This window comes from Endozoicomonas atrinae, assembly GCF_001647025.1.
Taxonomy (GTDB): Bacteria; Pseudomonadota; Gammaproteobacteria; order Pseudomonadales; family Endozoicomonadaceae; genus Endozoicomonas; species Endozoicomonas atrinae.
The window spans coordinates 1-17,933 of the sequence record NZ_LUKQ02000112.1 but is presented as its reverse complement, the minus strand read 5'-3'; the positions used below and the strand labels follow the sequence as shown (position 1 = coordinate 17,933).

General features: G+C 45.6%; 15 protein-coding genes and 2 pseudogenes. 2 read left to right on the top strand and 15 right to left on the bottom strand.

Features of this window, described 5'->3' with window-relative positions:
- Positions 1 to 176 (top strand): annotated as a pseudogene (locus AK963_RS35425) (IS256 family transposase); the annotation flags it as partial.
- A gap of 15 nt (positions 177 to 191) precedes the next feature.
- Here AK963_RS35425 and AK963_RS15725 read toward each other — a convergent pair.
- The 3 genes from AK963_RS15725 to AK963_RS15715 form a co-directional block, all read right to left on the bottom strand.
- On the bottom strand, positions 192 to 1,826 hold the full coding sequence (locus AK963_RS15725; protein WP_139117444.1) for a DDE-type integrase/transposase/recombinase: 1,635 nt from the start codon (positions 1,824 to 1,826) through the stop codon (positions 192 to 194).
- Positions 1,827 to 1,838: 12 nt separating this feature from the next.
- The gene (locus AK963_RS37040) at positions 1,839 to 2,645 is read right to left on the bottom strand and encodes a TnsA endonuclease N-terminal domain-containing protein (RefSeq protein WP_066016395.1); all 807 of its coding nucleotides are present in this window, start codon (positions 2,643 to 2,645) and stop codon (positions 1,839 to 1,841) included.
- A 167-nt stretch (positions 2,646 to 2,812) separates the two neighbouring features.
- A complete protein-coding gene (locus tag AK963_RS15715) occupies positions 2,813 to 4,045 on the bottom strand; it encodes a BaiN/RdsA family NAD(P)/FAD-dependent oxidoreductase (protein WP_238593750.1) in 1,233 nt (410 codons plus the stop codon).
- Positions 4,046 to 4,172: 127 nt separating this feature from the next.
- On the opposite strand from AK963_RS15715, the gene AK963_RS15710 reads away from it, so the two are divergent.
- Complete coding sequence (locus AK963_RS15710; RefSeq protein ID WP_066016391.1) at positions 4,173 to 5,354, top strand: hypothetical protein; 1,182 nt, start codon at positions 4,173 to 4,175, stop codon at positions 5,352 to 5,354.
- Here the strand turns inward: AK963_RS15710 and AK963_RS15705 are convergent.
- From AK963_RS15705 to AK963_RS32115, 12 genes and pseudogenes are all read right to left on the bottom strand, one after another.
- Positions 5,326 to 7,938, bottom strand: coding sequence for a protein kinase domain-containing protein (locus tag AK963_RS15705; RefSeq protein ID WP_066016390.1), 2,613 nt, complete (start codon positions 7,936 to 7,938; stop codon positions 5,326 to 5,328). The two genes, AK963_RS15710 and AK963_RS15705, sit on opposite strands and share 29 nt — an antisense overlap.
- A 363-nt stretch (positions 7,939 to 8,301) precedes the next feature.
- The gene (locus AK963_RS15700; protein ID WP_066016389.1) at positions 8,302 to 8,727 is read right to left on the bottom strand and encodes a F0F1 ATP synthase subunit epsilon; all 426 of its coding nucleotides are present in this window, start codon (positions 8,725 to 8,727) and stop codon (positions 8,302 to 8,304) included.
- Positions 8,728 to 8,789: 62 nt separating this feature from the next.
- Positions 8,790 to 10,166, bottom strand: coding sequence for a F0F1 ATP synthase subunit beta (gene atpD / locus AK963_RS15695; protein ID WP_066016388.1), 1,377 nt, complete (start codon positions 10,164 to 10,166; stop codon positions 8,790 to 8,792).
- 24 nt (positions 10,167 to 10,190) lie between these two features.
- Positions 10,191 to 11,054: a F0F1 ATP synthase subunit gamma gene (gene atpG / locus AK963_RS15690; protein ID WP_066016387.1), complete on the bottom strand. Its 864-nt coding sequence runs from the start codon at positions 11,052 to 11,054 to the stop codon at positions 10,191 to 10,193.
- Between the two features lie 121 nt (positions 11,055 to 11,175).
- Entirely contained in the window at positions 11,176 to 12,720 is a 1,545-nt protein-coding gene (gene atpA, locus AK963_RS15685; protein ID WP_066016386.1) for a F0F1 ATP synthase subunit alpha, read from the bottom strand.
- Positions 12,721 to 12,892: 172 nt separating this feature from the next.
- Positions 12,893 to 13,426 (bottom strand): F0F1 ATP synthase subunit delta, encoded by a 534-nt coding sequence (locus AK963_RS15680; protein WP_083232693.1) that lies wholly within the window; start codon positions 13,424 to 13,426, stop codon positions 12,893 to 12,895.
- Between the two features lie 14 nt (positions 13,427 to 13,440).
- On the bottom strand, positions 13,441 to 13,911 hold the full coding sequence (locus AK963_RS15675; RefSeq protein ID WP_066016384.1) for a F0F1 ATP synthase subunit B: 471 nt from the start codon (positions 13,909 to 13,911) through the stop codon (positions 13,441 to 13,443).
- Between the two features lie 165 nt (positions 13,912 to 14,076).
- Positions 14,077 to 14,328, bottom strand: coding sequence for a F0F1 ATP synthase subunit C (atpE, locus tag AK963_RS15670; protein ID WP_020581950.1), 252 nt, complete (start codon positions 14,326 to 14,328; stop codon positions 14,077 to 14,079).
- Between the two features lie 114 nt (positions 14,329 to 14,442).
- A complete protein-coding gene (gene atpB / locus AK963_RS15665; RefSeq protein ID WP_066016383.1) occupies positions 14,443 to 15,324 on the bottom strand; it encodes a F0F1 ATP synthase subunit A in 882 nt (293 codons plus the stop codon).
- A gap of 157 nt (positions 15,325 to 15,481) precedes the next feature.
- The gene (locus tag AK963_RS15660) at positions 15,482 to 15,937 is read right to left on the bottom strand and encodes a F0F1 ATP synthase subunit I (protein WP_238593749.1); all 456 of its coding nucleotides are present in this window, start codon (positions 15,935 to 15,937) and stop codon (positions 15,482 to 15,484) included.
- Between the two features lie 340 nt (positions 15,938 to 16,277).
- Positions 16,278 to 17,180 carry a LysR substrate-binding domain-containing protein gene (locus AK963_RS15655; RefSeq protein WP_066016382.1) on the bottom strand — a complete coding sequence of 301 codons (903 nt, stop codon included), beginning with the start codon at positions 17,178 to 17,180 and terminating at the stop codon, positions 16,278 to 16,280.
- Between the two features lie 577 nt (positions 17,181 to 17,757).
- Positions 17,758 to 17,933 (bottom strand): annotated as a pseudogene (locus tag AK963_RS32115) (IS256 family transposase); the annotation flags it as partial.

The following is a 17,933-nucleotide window of genomic DNA, read 5'->3' as shown; positions in this document are numbered from 1 at the left end:
GCGTCATTCGTAAGGCGATCAAGAACCGGAAGATTTTTCGGACTGATGAGTCAGTCATGAAGGTAATCTATCTGGCCATGGAAAAAGCTTCCGAGAAATGGACCATGCCGATCAGGAACTGGAAAGCAGCCATGAACCGGTTTGAAATTATGTTTCCTGACCGGTTCAAGGAGTAATAGTTTTGGTGGCGTTTACACAGAATTATTTACAGGCTCATAAAAAATACCTTCTCCTGTCATAGATGCCTTCACCGCTGGTAACAATTTCGCCCTGACTTCTTCTTCATCTGCAACTTTTAGTGAATGTCTATGCTTCAGTAAATGAATATTCCATGTATTTATCGGTGTTGGAACCAAGTCATTCTCAATCAGCAAAGGAGTTTCTTTGATCAATTTTTCAAATGTTCTTCTATTATGTTTAAGAATTTCCTTAATTATTTTCTTTGTAACTTCATCTATTGTATATTGAGCCCTCGCACGAGGATCAGCCTCCCCCCTTACTCTATGAATCCCTTTGGTTGTACCAATTAAACCATGCAGTGCCTCATCATTCAAAATCTTGAATCTTCTTTCGACAATACCTTTCATGTCCGCACGATATGGAGCAGCTATATCCAACTGCATTAGAGGAACAACTAGCTCCTCAGGATTTTTACAAATCATTTCGCCACGATCACATAAAATCCTTCTTGGGATATGGAAACAAGGCCATTCACTATCACTAATATTTATTCCAAATTTTTCACAATATGCTTTCTTCTTTGTAAAACAATTTATCAAAGCCTGTCTACCTGCTCTCCACGAAGCATACTCCATAGAGACATGAACTCCAACAATCATTCTACTGGCTTTATCTATGACCAGATAGATTATTGGCCGCCCCAAGCATTTATTTCTATTAAACTTTGAGACAATGTGTACATCTGCAACTGTAGAGTCCATTTCAAAGCATTCTCCAGGTATTAGTGCATCTCGTACCGCACTACTCAGCAAACTTCTCTTATTCCTCTGAAAATCAGACTCATTGGTACACTTTTTAATTTCTGCATCTTTATTCGTTAACTTTTTCTCCCAATATCTGAACTGGTGTTCTTTTGGTATTTTTGCAAAAGTGTTATTTATTTCTGCCTCTGTTACTTCTGTTTCATAATATTCCAGAATAGTTTTTTCATATGATTTCGATGTACTCAAACCCGAGCTATTTAAACGATATTTTTTTAATCCTTTTATGATATTTTTTTGATCATTCTCTTTAATATTAATTCCTTCATCTAACTCAACGGCTCCAGTTTTTGATTTTACTGGTGCCCCCCTTTTTTTTGATCCAGCAATACGTATTTTCCCTCGACCTCCCTGAAGCTTAAACGCAGGAGTTAAAGAGGATATATCCTGACCATACTCCCAATAGGTATTTAATATTCGATAGAGCGTTTGTATATAAACTGATTTTTCTTTAGCTCTCTTCCCAATAGATTCAACTCTCTTCTTTGTTGCCAAATCAAAATAAAGAAGGTCATCATCTAGCAGCGGCTTGATTAAATCAAACCTTTCCCCCCTCTTCTTCCTGTGCATTTCTGGAATATCTATATCAGACAGCAATAGATAACCTGGTAATAAATATGAATCTTCTGTTATTCTTTTTTCTTTGTATGCAAACTCAAATACCTCGATAGAACATAATATTGGCCGAGTTATTGTTTTTTTTTCTGACAGTCTGAAGATAACTAACTCACCGATTTCAGAATATAATCTTAGTATTCTATATAAACCATTAGGAATCCCATCAACATTATTAAATATCCAAACACTATCTTTTGCAATATCCATCTTTAAGTACACCTATATATTTACTTTTGTCACTAATATCATTCCTGTTTCTATCATTGGTAGTGAAAGATCTACTAACAGCCTCTTTTCGGCAATCAATACTTTTAGTAGCATCAATGGATCGACATCACAAAGTTTCAACTCACGTAAGAGATCATTACAAATTGTCTCCTGCAATTGGTTTCCAGGTGCAATCAGGGTCAGAGCCTTTGTTTTCAAATCTTCCGTTATCAGATTTAAAGCATTTAGTTTATGCCTGATGGGGTCAGTCACCCAAGCAACATTTCCACTCTGAACTTCCGCTATATCTGAACTAGAAAACACTAAAAACCTAATGCCTAATAACTGCCACCATAGCCTTTCAATTTCTAATTTCTCTAATACTCGTTCGTCCTGAAGATCTTCCTTAGACTTTACGCATACTGCGATATGCCAAACCTTTTTACCATCTGAACATGTGAGTAAGAAGTCTGTGGTCATTAAATGCTTGCTTTTTTTTCCTGGAACTTCAGGGTGATCTACACCGATGGTTTTAGCAATTTTCACACTTAAGTCTAACGGCAGTAACGGAAACTGCTCCCTTATGTCTACAACGACATCTGAAAACTCAGCCAGAAAGAAAAACACAGTCTCTTGCTTGGATAAAGTATGATGCTCACGATTAATTTTCATACCCTGAATTTTTGAAGATAGCCCCTTCGATTTAACATCCTGTACTCGGTACCACGGCTTATAGTTCTCCTTTTCACCCAAGCCGTACTTATTCTTCAATGATCGCGTGTAGTCTTCTAGCGTATTGAGCCTTCTTCCTCTGGCCATAAATTGTACTCTTGTACTTTTTACTAAGTATAAGAAATATATTTGACCAGTGTTGTAGAGATATTGATCCAAAGCAGCTATGTGCACGATTTTTTCTATATGTGCACGATATATTCTATGTGTGCATGATTTATTCCATATGTGCATGATTTATTATTAATATACAACTAAATGTAAAGCCCTGCACAATACCCCGAAGCCCATGCCCACTGAAAATTAAACCCTCCAAGGTGGCCGGTCACATCCAGTACTTCACCGATAAAATAAAGCCCTGACTGGTTCTGACTCTCAAAGGTTTTGGATGAAATATTGTCGGTAGCGACACCGCCCAGTGTGACTTCTGCCTTTTTATACCCTTCAGTGCCTGCAGGCATAAACACCCAGGACTCCAGATTGTCAGCCAGACATTGCAGCTCAGCGGGAGAAAACTGGTTAATGGGTTTACGACCGCTGTCCGTCAATATCTGCAGCTCTCCATAAGTGCACAGCGCAGTTACCAAACGTTTGGTCAGTCTGTCTGACAGTATCGAGCGAATCTCAGCCCTGGGTTTCGATTCTCTGAGTTCATTCAACCAGTCTTCTATTGAGATGCCCGGTAGCCAGTTGATGGATACTTTATTGCCTGGCCGCCAGTAAGAAGAAATCTGCAATATGGCAGGCCCACTTAGCCCTCTGTGAGTAAAAAGCACATTCTCGCGGAAGCTCTGCCCATTACAGCTGGCAATAACATCAGCACTCACACCGGATAACTCAATAAAATGTGATAACCATTGTTTATCCATCGTGAATGGTACCAGCCCGGGCATCCTTTCTATCAAATAATGTCCAAACTGCTCAGCCAGTTCATAACCCAGACCGGAAGCACCCATGGTGGGGAATGACAATCCACCGGTTGCCACGACTAACGATGTGCAGCGAACGTCTCCCAACGTGCTATCCAGCAGAAAGCCTTCAGCGTTTTCCTGCGGTTTAACGTGTTTCAACGCAGTCTTCAGGCGAATAGTGACGCCAGATTTCCTGCACTCCTCCTCCAGCATCTCCACAATATCGCTGGATTGCTCGTTGCAGAACAACTGTCCCAGGGTTTTCTCATGCCAGGGAATGTGGTGCTTATCCACCAGCGCCTGAAAGTCCCACTGGGTGTAGCGGGCCAGTGCCGATTTACAGAAGTGGGGGTTCTTTGAAAGGTAGTTTGCCGGCTCAGCGTACATATTGGTGTAATTGCAGCGACCACCACCAGAAATCAGGATCTTTTTACCAATCTTATTGGCATGGTCAATGACCAGCACCTTACGGCCACGATCCCCCGCCGTCAGCGCACACATCAACCCGGAAGCCCCAGCCCCGATAATAACGGCATCGTATTGCATGGTTGGCAATAAGGGTTGATTCAGCGGCATATATTTTGTCCAGAGGAGGGGGTTAATAGCATCGCACTATATCGAAACAGGCAGGGAGTACTCAAGATTCAGATCAGCTAAGATGGATAAAGATGTCTAATAACAATACTCTTCTGTAGGGCTAATCATGAGCTACTTACGGGAAATTCAGCAGTATATCCGCCAATATATTGATCTTGCAGAACCAAACAGCCAGTTGGTCATGAATGCTTCAACGCTGGCTGAACAGTTTGTTACCGGTGCTTTGAAGCGTGTATGGGCTATCGATGTAGCCTCAACCGGCTTTGCCCGGGAACTGACCAATCGTGCTGGCGGGTTAGCGGGCATAACTCCCCTAAGACAGCCTTTTAATCTCTCAAAAGAAGACCTGGTCATTGCAGCTGACCATGGAATTGACTCTGATCTACAGATTAGCGTCTATAACGATATCCTGAACTCTGGAGCCACCCTGCTGCTTATTGCTTCAAAAAGCAGTACCGTTTATCAATCGGTCAATCCTTCGATATTTCTTGATAGCGCTTTGAATAAGACTCCAGCTTATCTATCCAATAACCGTTTCTGCCCAATTGATACCACCCTTAATATCGCTATTGCCTGGTGTTTTATCGCTGAGTGGATTAATGCCTGTGTTATTCGTGGATATGTACCGGTAATCAATGCCAGTACTTTTCAACAGGGCGGTACCGAACGCGTTGCCCTCTATAAAAGTCACAGTCTCTTTCATAGTCAGGGAACATTTGATGTTACGCCCTTATCTCCCGGTATTTATTGCGAGCTCTACCTGAAACAGCTGGAGCACACTCTGCATCATATTATTCATACACAGGCACCTTTAATCGAAAAGGCCTGTTCCACTTATCAGGAAGCACTCAACCAGAAAGGCACCCTCTTCTTTAAAGCGGATTCACATCTGATCTCCCATCAGTTCAAGCTCTCAGGTAACCCCGGTTTTTTTCGCTATCTGGATGAAAACCTGTCCGTGGAAAATGCTGAAAAGTTATTAGTCAGCCCTAATGTTTATACTCATCTTGGCTATTACACCTACCCCAATATTCCTCTGTTTTTTGTTAATCAGAAAGGAGCTACAAGCGTTTGGCTTCAGGGAGGTATGGAAAACAATCGTATCGCCTTAAAAGATAAACGAGTGGTTATTGATCAGGGCTGGGTGTCTGGTGATGCAGTACTCAATCTGCCAGGCTATGACATTAGAATCATCCCTGAGTCAGGCATTATCCAGAACTGTCTGTTCTGGGAGCTGAACCTAAAACTTCTGCAAAACACTAAACTGCAAGCTGCTGATGCTTTGTAAGCTCTATTATTTGCTCCTGGAGCAGTTCATGAGCAGACTGGTAAAGCCTGGCAATAACAGACAGATCCAGCTTTTCTATCAGCCTGTTTATCTCAATCTGAAAGCCAGTAACATCCTGACCAACTGCATTTGCATCAATAACCGGGTTAAACACTATCATAGGATTGGCTATCAATAATCGCGCATAGGTTGCAGCATTATTTTCGTTCACTTTTTCCGGAATACTTTCAGCCTCCACAAGAAAAGCTGCCTGGAGTAATTGAACCCAATCTATGCTTTTGATTGACGTATCGGATCTCACAACCATAGGCGTATTATTTGCTCCTGCCCTGATTTCACAAAACCCTGATGGCTCATCATCACCGTCATGAGATCCATAAACGCAGTCAACAAAGAGCTCTTTAAGTGACAGTAAAACCCTGGCTTGATTATCCCCAACAACCTTCCTGATCTCACTCAACAGACCGTGAGGTTTAAGTGAGTCTTGGTTTTCCTTCAATTTGACCAGATCGTCCCATTGAGTTTTTTTTATTGTTCGCGGTAATAACTCATGGTACACAGAATGATCAATGCTTAATGATAACCTCTGTGCTTTTTTTGAGGATTCGAATTTATCCGCCTTTAAATCATAGCCAGGAGGATAGTGCAGCAACCCACTGTACAAACAGAGTGTCGCTGCCAGGCGATGATCGTCTCTTATTACCATACTCTCCAAAGCCATGTGCATCTGATTTTGCAAAGTAGTGACATGTTCACACTGAGTATTCGTAAAATAAGTTGCTCTTTCTGTTGGTAGCCAACCATATCGATGCGAATAAGGCTGCGCTCCATCTTGTGACCTGTTTTTTAACACATGCAAGAATAGTGAATCATATCCCAAGCATCTATATCCGGGACGGAGATGTCCAAGAGCTTGGTGTATATTCATTGGGTTCGCCTCACCTTTGCTACGAAAATATTTAAGCAACCCACTAACAGAATACTGGACATCTTTTATATCCCTAATTCGCTGATCATTCTGCCTGGCTATTTCTGCATCCAGTTGAGCCTGTATTTCAGCAGTCTGCTTTTCCAACCTATTGATACTGGCACTTTGTCTATCTAATTTTTCTGATTGATCCTTAGCTCTTGTTTCATAACACCGTCTCTCATAGTCCAATTGCTTTTGAGCAGAGCTCAAGTCATGTTTAAGTATCTCACTTTGACATTCCAGTCTTTGAACGTTGGTGCTCTGCTCACGTAACATTTCTGATTTCTTCATAAGAATTGCTTCATGACAAGCTCGTTCATGATTCAGCTTACTTTCAAGCTGATGAATATCACCATCTTTCTTTTCACTCATTTTTACCTGGAATTCCACCTCACTTTTCAACCGTTCACATTCTTTTTCATCATGTCTCTCAATTGCATGCCAGCTATCAATAATCAACTTTAAACTATCAAATACAGAGCCAGACTTTGGTCTTTTATCAGGATCATCATCCAGCATACGATCAAGCAAATCACGAAGAGCATCATAAAGAAAAGATTTATCCAAACCTCTAACCTGCGAGAGATAATTCTCTTTATGGAAGACAGTATCCCAACTCCTGTCACACTCCACACCAGTCAAACCAGTTCCATGATCAGAAGAGAATATGTTGGCAAAGATAATACCCATGGAAAAAACATCACTTTGCATCGTCGCATACTGTGACCCACACATTAATTCTGGAGCCCAGTATCCCGGCGTGACAGGAAGTGTGTTGTTATCCATTTTCCTTGTGGCTGGGTTAGTTTCAGAGAGGCAATCTTCTCTCGCCTCTCCATCTACATACAGTGGGACGAACAACTGTTTGGCCCCAAACATGCCCTGATCGATAAACGTAGTTCTCAATGATTTCACATCAACAAGGATATTATCAGGCTTTAAGTCAATATGTTTTAAATTCAATGAATGCAGTGTCGCACATTCCAAAGCCATTGATTGACAAAGTTTCAATCTATCCATAATTGGTAAACTACCAATTACCTTGGGAAGTGGAACTGCATCTAATCTCACCATATCAATATAGTGAGCATTAGCAATGCTCTCCTTTTCTACACCATTCTCCATGTATTTATATGGAAAAGCTTTTCGAACAATACAAGAGCCATATGACCCTTGCTGTTCCAGCCAAAAATATGCACCCTCACAGAGTGAAACACGAGTTGCTTTTTGAAGCTTCATCAAGCGAAAATTTTCAGCCCCATCTTTAGCCGACCAAAGTCCTAACTGACTCCTTTCCAGCTCATAACTTTTGTATATTTTTCCTATTCCTCCTTTATTGAATAAATCATCCTTTTCAGCATCCATTAGCAAAATCACATGGTGACCACCACTTTGATTAAAAAAAACAAATGCACTACGCTGACAACATTCTCCAGATATATCTTCACCAGCCTTAAAAACACGCACTGCATTATTTTTTCTATCATTGATGGCTAGATCGATACGATGTGATTGTTTTGAGGATAATGAAATAAACCCATTATCAGGCTCATTAACTGTTACAACTGCGCTATGACCATAAAGACCAGACGTGACGATTGGTGCGACATCCATTTTTACCGCCTTCAAAAACTTACCACCGAGAAAGTTGGACTATGAAAGCCGATAACCGTTCACCAAATAATGCATATGATCGTAATAACAGAACTTGATCAGTACTGATACGTCATCTGATGTAGCAAAAGAAGGTAAGTGACTGATTCCTTGATATAGTTACCAGCTATGGCAGTTAAGAATCAGTGATAGGGAGAATATATCAGTGGAAAGGCTGGAGTAAGCAGTGGATTGCATGCCATTTAAGAGTCATGCTGATTGAAATTTACAGCCACAAATTCAAAGTTCAATAAAACAGAGTAACCCGGCAAAACACAATAATGCGAACCCCGCTACCGCAGAGTTCGCCATATAATCCAGGTTTTATTTGCCCAATTTCTTGCGAATAGCCTGAAGTGTTCTGAGCTGGGCAGCCGCTTCGGCCAGCTGGGTTGCCGCTCTTGAGTAGTCGAATTCGCCACTCTGGTTTTCCAGGGCTTTTTCTGCCTGACGCTTGGCTTCTTCAGCCGCTGCTTCATTCATGTCATCTGCACGCAGTGCCGTATCCGCCAGAATTTTGATCTGGTTTGGCTGGACTTCAAGGAAGCCACCGGAAACGTAGAAGACTTCTTCTTCACCGCCGTCGGTGACCAGACGGATCGGGCCTGGTCTCAGTTCGGTCAGCAATGGTGTATGCCCGGGCGTAATACCCAGATCACCCAGGGATCCGGTAGCAATCAACATTTCTACCTGACCTTTGAAGATCTCCTGCTCGGCACTAACGATGTCACAATCTACGGTTAAAGCCATTATGAGTCACCTCCTTTATCGCAGGCCCTTAACAGAGAGTATCTGATAAGGGCCAACCGGGCTTACATGGACTTGGCTTTTTCAACCGCTTCGTCAATGGAACCGACCATATAGAAAGCCTGTTCTGGCAGCGCATCAAACTCACCTTCCAGAATGCCCTTGAATGCACGAATGGTGTCTTTCAATGGAACATACTTACCCGGAGAGCCGGTGAACACTTCTGCTACGAAGAATGGCTGAGACAGGAATCGCTCAATCTTACGGGCACGGGATACCGTCTGCTTATCTTCTTCAGACAGTTCGTCCATACCCAGGATGGCAATGATGTCTTTCAGCTCTTTGTAGCGCTGCAGTACAGTCTGAACGCCACGAGCCACGTCGTAGTGCTCCTGACCAATCACCAGGGGATCCAGCTGACGGGAGGTGGAGTCCAGTGGATCAATCGCCGGATAGATACCCTTGGAAGCGATGTCACGGCTCAGTACTACGGTTGCATCCAGGTGAGAGAACGTGGTCGCAGGGGATGGGTCAGTCAAGTCATCCGCTGGTACGTATACCGCCTGAATAGACGTGATGGAGCCTGTCTTGGTGGAGGTAATACGCTCCTGCAGTACACCCATCTCTTCTGCCAGTGTTGGCTGATAACCTACCGCTGATGGCATACGGCCCAGCAGAGCTGATACTTCAGTTCCTGCCAGGGTGTAACGGTAGATGTTGTCGATAAACAGCAGTACGTCACGGCCTTCATCACGGAATTTTTCCGCCATGGTCAGACCCGTCAGGGCAACACGCAGACGGTTTCCAGGTGGCTCGTTCATCTGACCGTACACCAGCGATACCTTATCGATTACGTTGGAGTCCGTCATCTCGTGGTAGAAGTCGTTACCTTCACGGGTACGCTCACCAACCCCGGCAAATACCGAGTAACCGGAGTGCTCGATCGCGATATTACGGATCAGCTCCATCATGTTTACGGTCTTACCTACACCGGCACCACCGAACAGGCCAACTTTACCACCCTTGGCAAATGGGCAAACCAGGTCGATTACCTTGATGCCGGTTTCCAGCAGCTCGTTGGTCGCAGCCTGATCAGCGTAACTTGGCGCCTTACGGTGAATAGCAGCTCTTTCTTCTTCGCCGATAGGACCTTTTTCATCAATAGGGTTACCCAGAACGTCCATAATACGTCCCAGAGTTTTCGTACCTACTGGCACCTGAATCGGCGCACCAGTATTGGCTACGTTCAAACCACGGGCAACACCTTCGGTAGAACCCATGGCAATGGAACGAACGACACCGTCACCCAGCTGCTGCTGAACTTCCAGTACCAGTTCCTTACCATCAACATTCAGTGCGTCATACACTTTGGGAACGCTGTCCCGTGGGAATTCGACGTCGATGACGGCGCCGATAATTTGTACGATACGACCGCTACTCATAGTCTTTCCTCACCCTTTAATCTTTTATACAGCCGCTGCGCCGCTAACAATTTCAGAGAGTTCCTGTGTGATCGCCGCCTGACGAGCCTTGTTGTATACCAGCTGCAGGTCATCAATCAGATTTCCGGCGTTATCGGTAGCACTCTTCATCGCTACCATTCGAGCCGCCTGTTCGCAGGCATTGTTTTCAACGACTGCCTGGAACACCTGGGACTCGATATAACGCACCAGCAAGCCATCAAGCAGCTCTTTGGCATCGGGCTCATACAGGTAATCCCATGGTCTCTTCAGGGACTCGTCATCATCAGGTACCAGTGGCAACAGCTGCTGCACTTCCGGCTTCTGTGTCATGGTGTTAACAAACTCGTTATGCACCACAAACAGCCGGTCGATCCGGCCTTCCTCATAGCTGTCCAGCATTACCTTGACGCCACCAATCAGGTCGGCAATATTGGGTGAGTCCCCAATATGAGTCAGGGCCGCTACAGCATTCTCCGCTCCCATGCTGCGGAAGAAGGAAACTGCCTTACTGCCAATCAGACAGAGCTCAATTCCAACATCCTGATCACTCCACGCCTTCATGCTTTCTACGGTCTTCTTGAACAGGTTAATGTTCAAGCCACCACAGAGACCACGATCCGTAGAGACGATAATGAAGCCAACACGTTTGACTTCACGCTCAATCATGAAGCTGTGCTCATATTCAGCATTAGCGTTGGCGATATGTCCTACCACCTGACGGATACGCTCAGCATAAGGGCGGCTGGTTTCCATCCGCTCCTGTGCCTTACGCATCTTACTCGCAGCCACCATTTCCATGGCGCTGGTGATTTTCTGTGTACTTTTAATGGACGAAATCTGCGTCCGTATCTCTTTTGCGCCTGCCATGTTCTGTCATTCACCTCCAGCGGTTGGCCGGCCGATTGTCGACTCACCAGAGGTGAGCCAGCCTGCAATTGTATTTCTTTGCAGGCTGGCATTCCCGAATCGGGGAAGCCGACAATATGTCTTACCAGGTCTGGGTGGCCTTGAACTTCTCAATGACTTCCTTAAGGCCTGCTTCAATTTCGCCGTTGTAGTCACCGGACTCGTTGATGGTAGCCATCAGCGCACTGTGCTCAGCGTTGGCATAGCTGATCAGAGCGGCTTCAAAGTCACCAACCTTGTTCAGAGTAACATCCGCGAGGAAGCCTTTTTCCGCCGCAAAGATGACCAGCCCCATTTCAGCTACCGACATGGGTGCGTACTGAGTCTGCTTCATCAGCTCGGTAACACGCTGACCGTGTTCCAGCTGCTTACGGGTTGCTTCATCCAGGTCAGAAGCAAACTGGGCAAATGCCTGCAGTTCACGATACTGAGCCAGTGCCAGACGGATACCACCGCCGAGCTTCTTGATGATCTTGGTCTGGGCAGCACCACCTACACGGGATACCGATACACCGGCGTTCATCGCAGGGCGGATACCGGCGTTGAACAGATCCGTTTCCAGGAAAATCTGACCGTCGGTAATGGAAATTACGTTGGTCGGTACGAATGCCGATACGTCACCCGCCTGAGTTTCGATGATTGGCAGTGCGGTCAGAGAGCCAGTCTTGCCTTTCACTTCACCGTTGGTGAATTTCTCAACGTAGTCCGCATTAACTCGTGCTGCACGCTCCAGCAGACGGGAGTGCAGGTAGAAAACGTCACCAGGATAAGCTTCACGACCCGGTGGACGACGGAGCAGCAGAGAAATCTGACGATAAGCCCAGGCCTGCTTGGTCAGGTCATCGTATACGATCAGGGCATCTTCACCACGGTCACGGAAGTATTCACCCATGGAGCAGCCGGCAAACGGGGCCAGGAACTGCATTGCCGCTGGATCTGCCGCACCGGCAGCCACAACAATGGTGTGTTCCATGGCGCCATGTTCTTCCAGCTTGCGAACCACGTTGGCAATGGTTGACTGCTTCTGACCAACAGCAACATAGACACATTTAACGCCTGTGCCTTTCTGGTTAATGATGGCGTCGATAGCCAGAGCGGTTTTACCGGTCTGACGGTCACCGATGATCAGCTCACGCTGACCACGACCGATTGGTACCATTGAGTCAACGGCCTTGTATCCGGTCTGAACCGGCTCATCGACAGACTGACGGGCAATTACGCCTGGTGCTACTTTTTCAAGAGGAGAAGTCTGTTTGGTTTCAAGGCTGCCTTTGCCATCAATCGGGTTACCCAGGGCATCGACGACACGTCCCAGCAGCTCATTGCCCACTGGAACTTCAAGAATTCGACCGGTGCACTGAACGGTCTGGCCTTCAGCCAGATCGCCGTAGTCACCCAGTACTACTGCACCGACAGAGTCACGCTCAAGGTTCAGTGCCATACCGTATACATTGCCCGGAAACTTGATCATTTCCCCGTACATGGCATCAGCCAGACCATGAATACGTACAATACCGTCAGTTACGCTGACAATCGTGCCCTCATTCTGGGCTTCACTGGACACATCAAGCTGTTCGATTCTACTCTTGATGATGTCACTGATCTCGGAAGGATTCAGTTGCTGCATAGCTTACCTGCCCCACTTTACCGCAAACGTACAGTTTTATTGATTCTCAACCCGATGCGGGTATTTATTCCGCCTTGGGCACTATTGCTGTTGGCACCTGAGCCAGAAGCCTGAGTGAAAAACTGCACCTTTGGGCTCATGAGCGCCGCGGCTCCATGATTAAATTGATTACTCAGGAAATCATCGCATCGGCCAGCTTGCTCAGCCGGGCACGGAGACTGCCATCAATGACCAGGTCACCCGCTTTGACGATAACGCCACCTAAAATGCTACTGTCGATTTCTGTTACCAAATGAACAGAACGTCCCAGTCTAACCGCCATTTTTTCTGCCAGTTTGTCTTGCTGTTCCTGACTCAGGGGATACGCTGAAGTCACCTGCACCTGCTGGGAACGTTCTTCTTCCGCTCTCAACTGGGCATATAGGACAGCAATTTCAGGCAAAAGTTGCAGACGACGATGTTCTGACAACACCTGAAGATAATTCTCAAACGGCTTATCCAGGTCTCCCTGACACAGCCCGATAATGGTTTCTGCCTGCTGCGCACCACTTAACTGTGGATTACCCAGCATCTCAACCACTTTCTGGTACGCTGTCACACTGGCACAGAGAGACAGCATGTCAGACCATTCGCTCAAACGTGATGCATCACGGGCATATTCGAATGCCGCTTTGGCGTAAGGACGGGCACATGTTGTTAATTCCATGATCTCCAGCCCTCTTAAAGTTCAGCCGCCAGATCATCAACCAGCTTGCTGTTTGCCGCCTCATCCAGACGTTCACCCAGAATTCGTTCTGCACCGGCAACGGCCAGACTGGCCACCTGCGTACGCAATGCTTCACGAGTCCGGTTAGCTTCCTGCTCAATTTCAGCAGCAGCTGCGGCCTTCAGGCGATCACCTTCAGCACGGGCCAGCTCTTTGGCTTCATCGACAATCTGGTTTGCGCGCTTGTTAGCCGATTCAATGATGCCCTGAGCTTCAGCTCTTGCTTCTTTCAGCAGTTCAGCGACTTTGTCATTGGCCTGTGCCAGGTCTTTTTCTGCCTTATCAGCAGCAGCCAGACCATCGGCTATTTTTTGCTGTCGGTCACTCAGCGCTTTGGTCAGAGGTGGCCACACATATTTCATGCAGAACCACACAAAGAACATAAAAGCGATGGATTGGCCGATCAGAGTTGCATTTAAATTCACGCCAACACCTCTTTCAGTTAATGTCGTTGGCTCCTTTCAGAGCCTGGCCTTAAGTACCTTTACGACTACGGACTAATGCTTTTCAAACGTTAGCCCGCAGCTTTCAGCTTCTCATCAAAGCACTCGGCACCTATTTGGCACTTGGTCGGGCATTAACGTCTTTGCTTAGAGCAGTCCAACGAACGGGTTAGCAAAGGTGAAGAACAGAGCAATACCAACGGCAATCATTGGGATCGCATCAAGCAGACCCGCAACGATGAACATTTTGGTTTGCAGCATAGGTGCAGTCTCTGGCTGACGGGCAACCCCTTCCAGGAATTTACCGCCAAGCAGAGCAAAGCCAATACCAGTTGCCAGCGCAGCTACACCCAGCATGATTGCAACACTGATTACTGTCAGACCAACTACCAGTTCCATATTTCCTCCCGACTTTACAGGTCGTGTGTTGTGAGATTAGTGGTTAGTTAAAGTTAATTTATCCAGTGGGCAGCACTTTGTTTTGACCATATGAGCTGCCCAATTACCTTTCACTCAATGTTCTTCATGGACGCTGCTCAGATACACAATAGTCAGAGTCATGAAGATGTAAGCCTGAAGGGTAATAACCAGAATGTGGAGAACAGCCCAGCCAAAGTGCAGTGGCAGCTGTGCCCAGCCAATCATGGCAATCAGGATAAATATCAGTTCACCGGCATACATATTGCCGAAAAGTCGCAGCCCCAGAGAAACTGGTTTGGCTAACAGAGACACTGTTTCCAGCAACAGGTTTACCGGAATAAGAATAACCTTAGCTACCGGATTTTTACTGGAGAATGGGTGCAAAGCCAGGTCAGAGAACAGGCCAGTTACACCTTTAACCTTGATCCAGAAGAAGAGCATCAGGAAGAATACACTTATCGACATGGACATGGTGATGTTCGGGTCCGTTGATGGCACGATCTTCATGTATGGAATACCTGCCAGTGTGGCCAGACCAGGAATCCAGTCAACAGGAATAAGGTCCATCAGGTTCATGAAGAAGATCCAGACAAAAATTGTCAGGGCCAAAGGAGCAATCAGCGGGTTTTTGCCATGGAAGGATTCGCGAACACTGGTATCCACAAACTCAACGATGGACTCAATGGCATTCTGCAGCTTGCCCGGAACACCGGATGTCGCATTCTTGGCAACAAAGCGGAACAGGAGAACAAACACAAATCCAAGGAATACAGACCAGAGCATGCTGTCGACATGAATCGCCCAGAACCCCATCTCTTTCGCTTCTGCAGGAGTCAGGGCAAAGGTCCAGGTTGGCTCAGTCAGAACACCCTGTGGATGCCCATAAGCATCAACTCGCTCATAACCAGCAGGCAGCTGACCATACGTCAAATTCTGCAAGTGGTGCTGTATGTATTCAGTAGCAGTATTTGCCATGGCTAATCCTGTAAACCATCCATTACATTTTCAATATCAAAGCTGCCTGAGCTCTAAACTTTTGATCTAAAATCAAGCAGTAAGGCCTTAAGCAGCTTTTCCACTTAAACACTTTTCAGCAAACAACCGCCATGGGCGGGCCGTTTTGTACAAACAACTACTTTACTGGCGTCTGCCGACGAGCCACCAGCACTGGTGCAAACCAGCTTACCGCCTGAACCGCAACAAAGGAGCCAAAAAGTGCCAGTGGCTCCAGCGGTTCAACCAGGGTAAAAACCAGAATGAAACCCGCTGTGGTTAGTACCAGTTTGCCAGCTTCTCCACGATAGAATGAGCTGACAATAAGTTTTGCAGAGCGAGCGCCACGATAGCGGAACGCTCTCCAAACAAAGTACGCATTGGGCAGCGAGCAACAGAGCCCTCCAAGAAGAGAGGACAATGTAAAAGTGATTCCCAGAGGAAGCAGTGCCAGGGCCAGCACAGCAGAGACAACCAACTGGGCAACAATAACACGATGCACTGGTGGCTGTTGTAGCCACATGTATTTACGATGATCAGTACGACCAGGTTTGCGGTTGGCAAATCCAGACCAGTCATCACTTCGCATTGCCATTTGCTGCTTCCAGGCTTTTGCTTCTGACATACTTCCGTTAACTACAGCTTAAATTCTCGGGAGCAAAAGATTATTGCATGCACGCCGCGTAATATTTTGTTGGGGCATGTCAAAATCTGTTATTTAATGATTTCTGACATCCCAGCGGGCGCAGTATATGGGTAATAGTACCTATATTCAACCGAAACCATTCCGACCTATTGATATTTCACAAAGTCATAAAACATATAATCTGATAGAACAGCCGGTCAGCACGCGCTGTATAAGGGATAGGAGAGTGTGTCCCGCTTTTAGTATACAAAATCAGTCGTTTAAAAATCAAATACCCTGTGTATAAAAATCAAACTTTTTTAAATGGCTTCCAGTCAATTATGAATTGGCATAGCTGATCAAAAACCGTACTTTTGTACTTTTTTTTATGGGTCAGTAGATAAAAATGACGCTTCAGGTTCAGCCCTGTAACCCCTATCGTTGCCATATGCCCGGTATCCAGTGTTGATTTCGCCGCCAGACTTGAAATACAGGCGATACCAACACCATCACTGACGGCCTGTTTAACCGCCTCTGAACGATTTAGCACCATGGCAACCTTTGGCGACTCCAGCTGAGTAGCGATCATCTCATCGAACAACTCTCGCGTCCCCGAACCTGGCTCCCTTAAAACCCACAATTCATTGGAAAGGGAAGACAGTGGGATATTGCCTTTATTGGCCAATGGATGATCAGGACTGCAAATAACCACCAACTCATCCTCAAGCCATGTAGTTACCTCAATATCCGGATGCAGGCAGACGCCCTCGACGACAGCAAGATCTATTTTAAAATCCAATAGTCGCTGCTCAATGGCACGGGTATTATCAATTTCAAGATCAATTCTGATACCAGGATTGCTTTCCCGAAACTGGGCAAGCATTTTGGGTAACAGGTTATTGCCTATCGTTGAGCTGGCATTCAAGACAAGAGAACCCGACTCATAAGACCCATCCACTGCAAACTGGTTTTCCAGCTCCTTGGCGCGATCAATCAATTCGCACGCCTTTGGCAATAGAGCCCGACCTGAATCATTCATCTTCAGGCCTGCCCCCTGATTACGGTCAAACAGTGGACCCAGATGCTTTTCCAGTTCAGATAAAGCCATACTGGCTGCCGGTTGGGAAATATACAAACTCTCAGCAGCACCAGTCACCCTTCCGAACTGAGCGACTGCCCGAAATATTTCCAGCTGACGAAGCGTAATGTGCATTTGATGTACAGCCTATTCCATCAAAAACCAAAGAATCAGATTGCTGATTCAGGTTTACTTGATATTCACCATTCCCAACGCTTTTCTGATAGGACAGACTGAAGCTGAGGAGAGAATATCACCTCTTGAAATGAATCAGGGCATAAGCATACTTGATAGGTTCTCAAAGTATTATTGATTTTTATAAAAATTTTATCGCCATATACTAAACGCGTAGTTACCCCCCCTCACTGAATTTATTCAGTTTATTCGAGTTGTATCATGAAAAACAGTGGTATCAGCGGCTGGGTTGAGCTGAAGAAACAGACCCCATATTTTGAAACGATCGTAAACTGCAGACGTATTCTTAGAAAGACAACACCGTGGAATGACATGGCGCTTTTCTTTAAAGAAGCAGACAAGCATATTAAATAGTGTCAATTCGATACTTAGTAATAGGTTACTAACATTAGCCGCTTAAAAAGCGGCTTTTTTTATTCCCAGCAAAACAAAAAAGAACAAAACCAAAACACACAAAACAAAATCAAACATTTTGCTCGAGCCTGTAAATAATTCTGTGTAAACGCCACCAAAACTATTACTCCTTGAACCGGTCAGGAAACATAATTTCAAACCGGTTCATGGCTGCTTTCCAGTTCCTGATCGGCATGGTCCATTTCTCGGAAGCTTTTTCCATGGCCAGATAGATTACCTTCATGACTGACTCATCAGTCCGAAAAATCTTCCGGTTCTTGATCGCCTTACGAATGACGC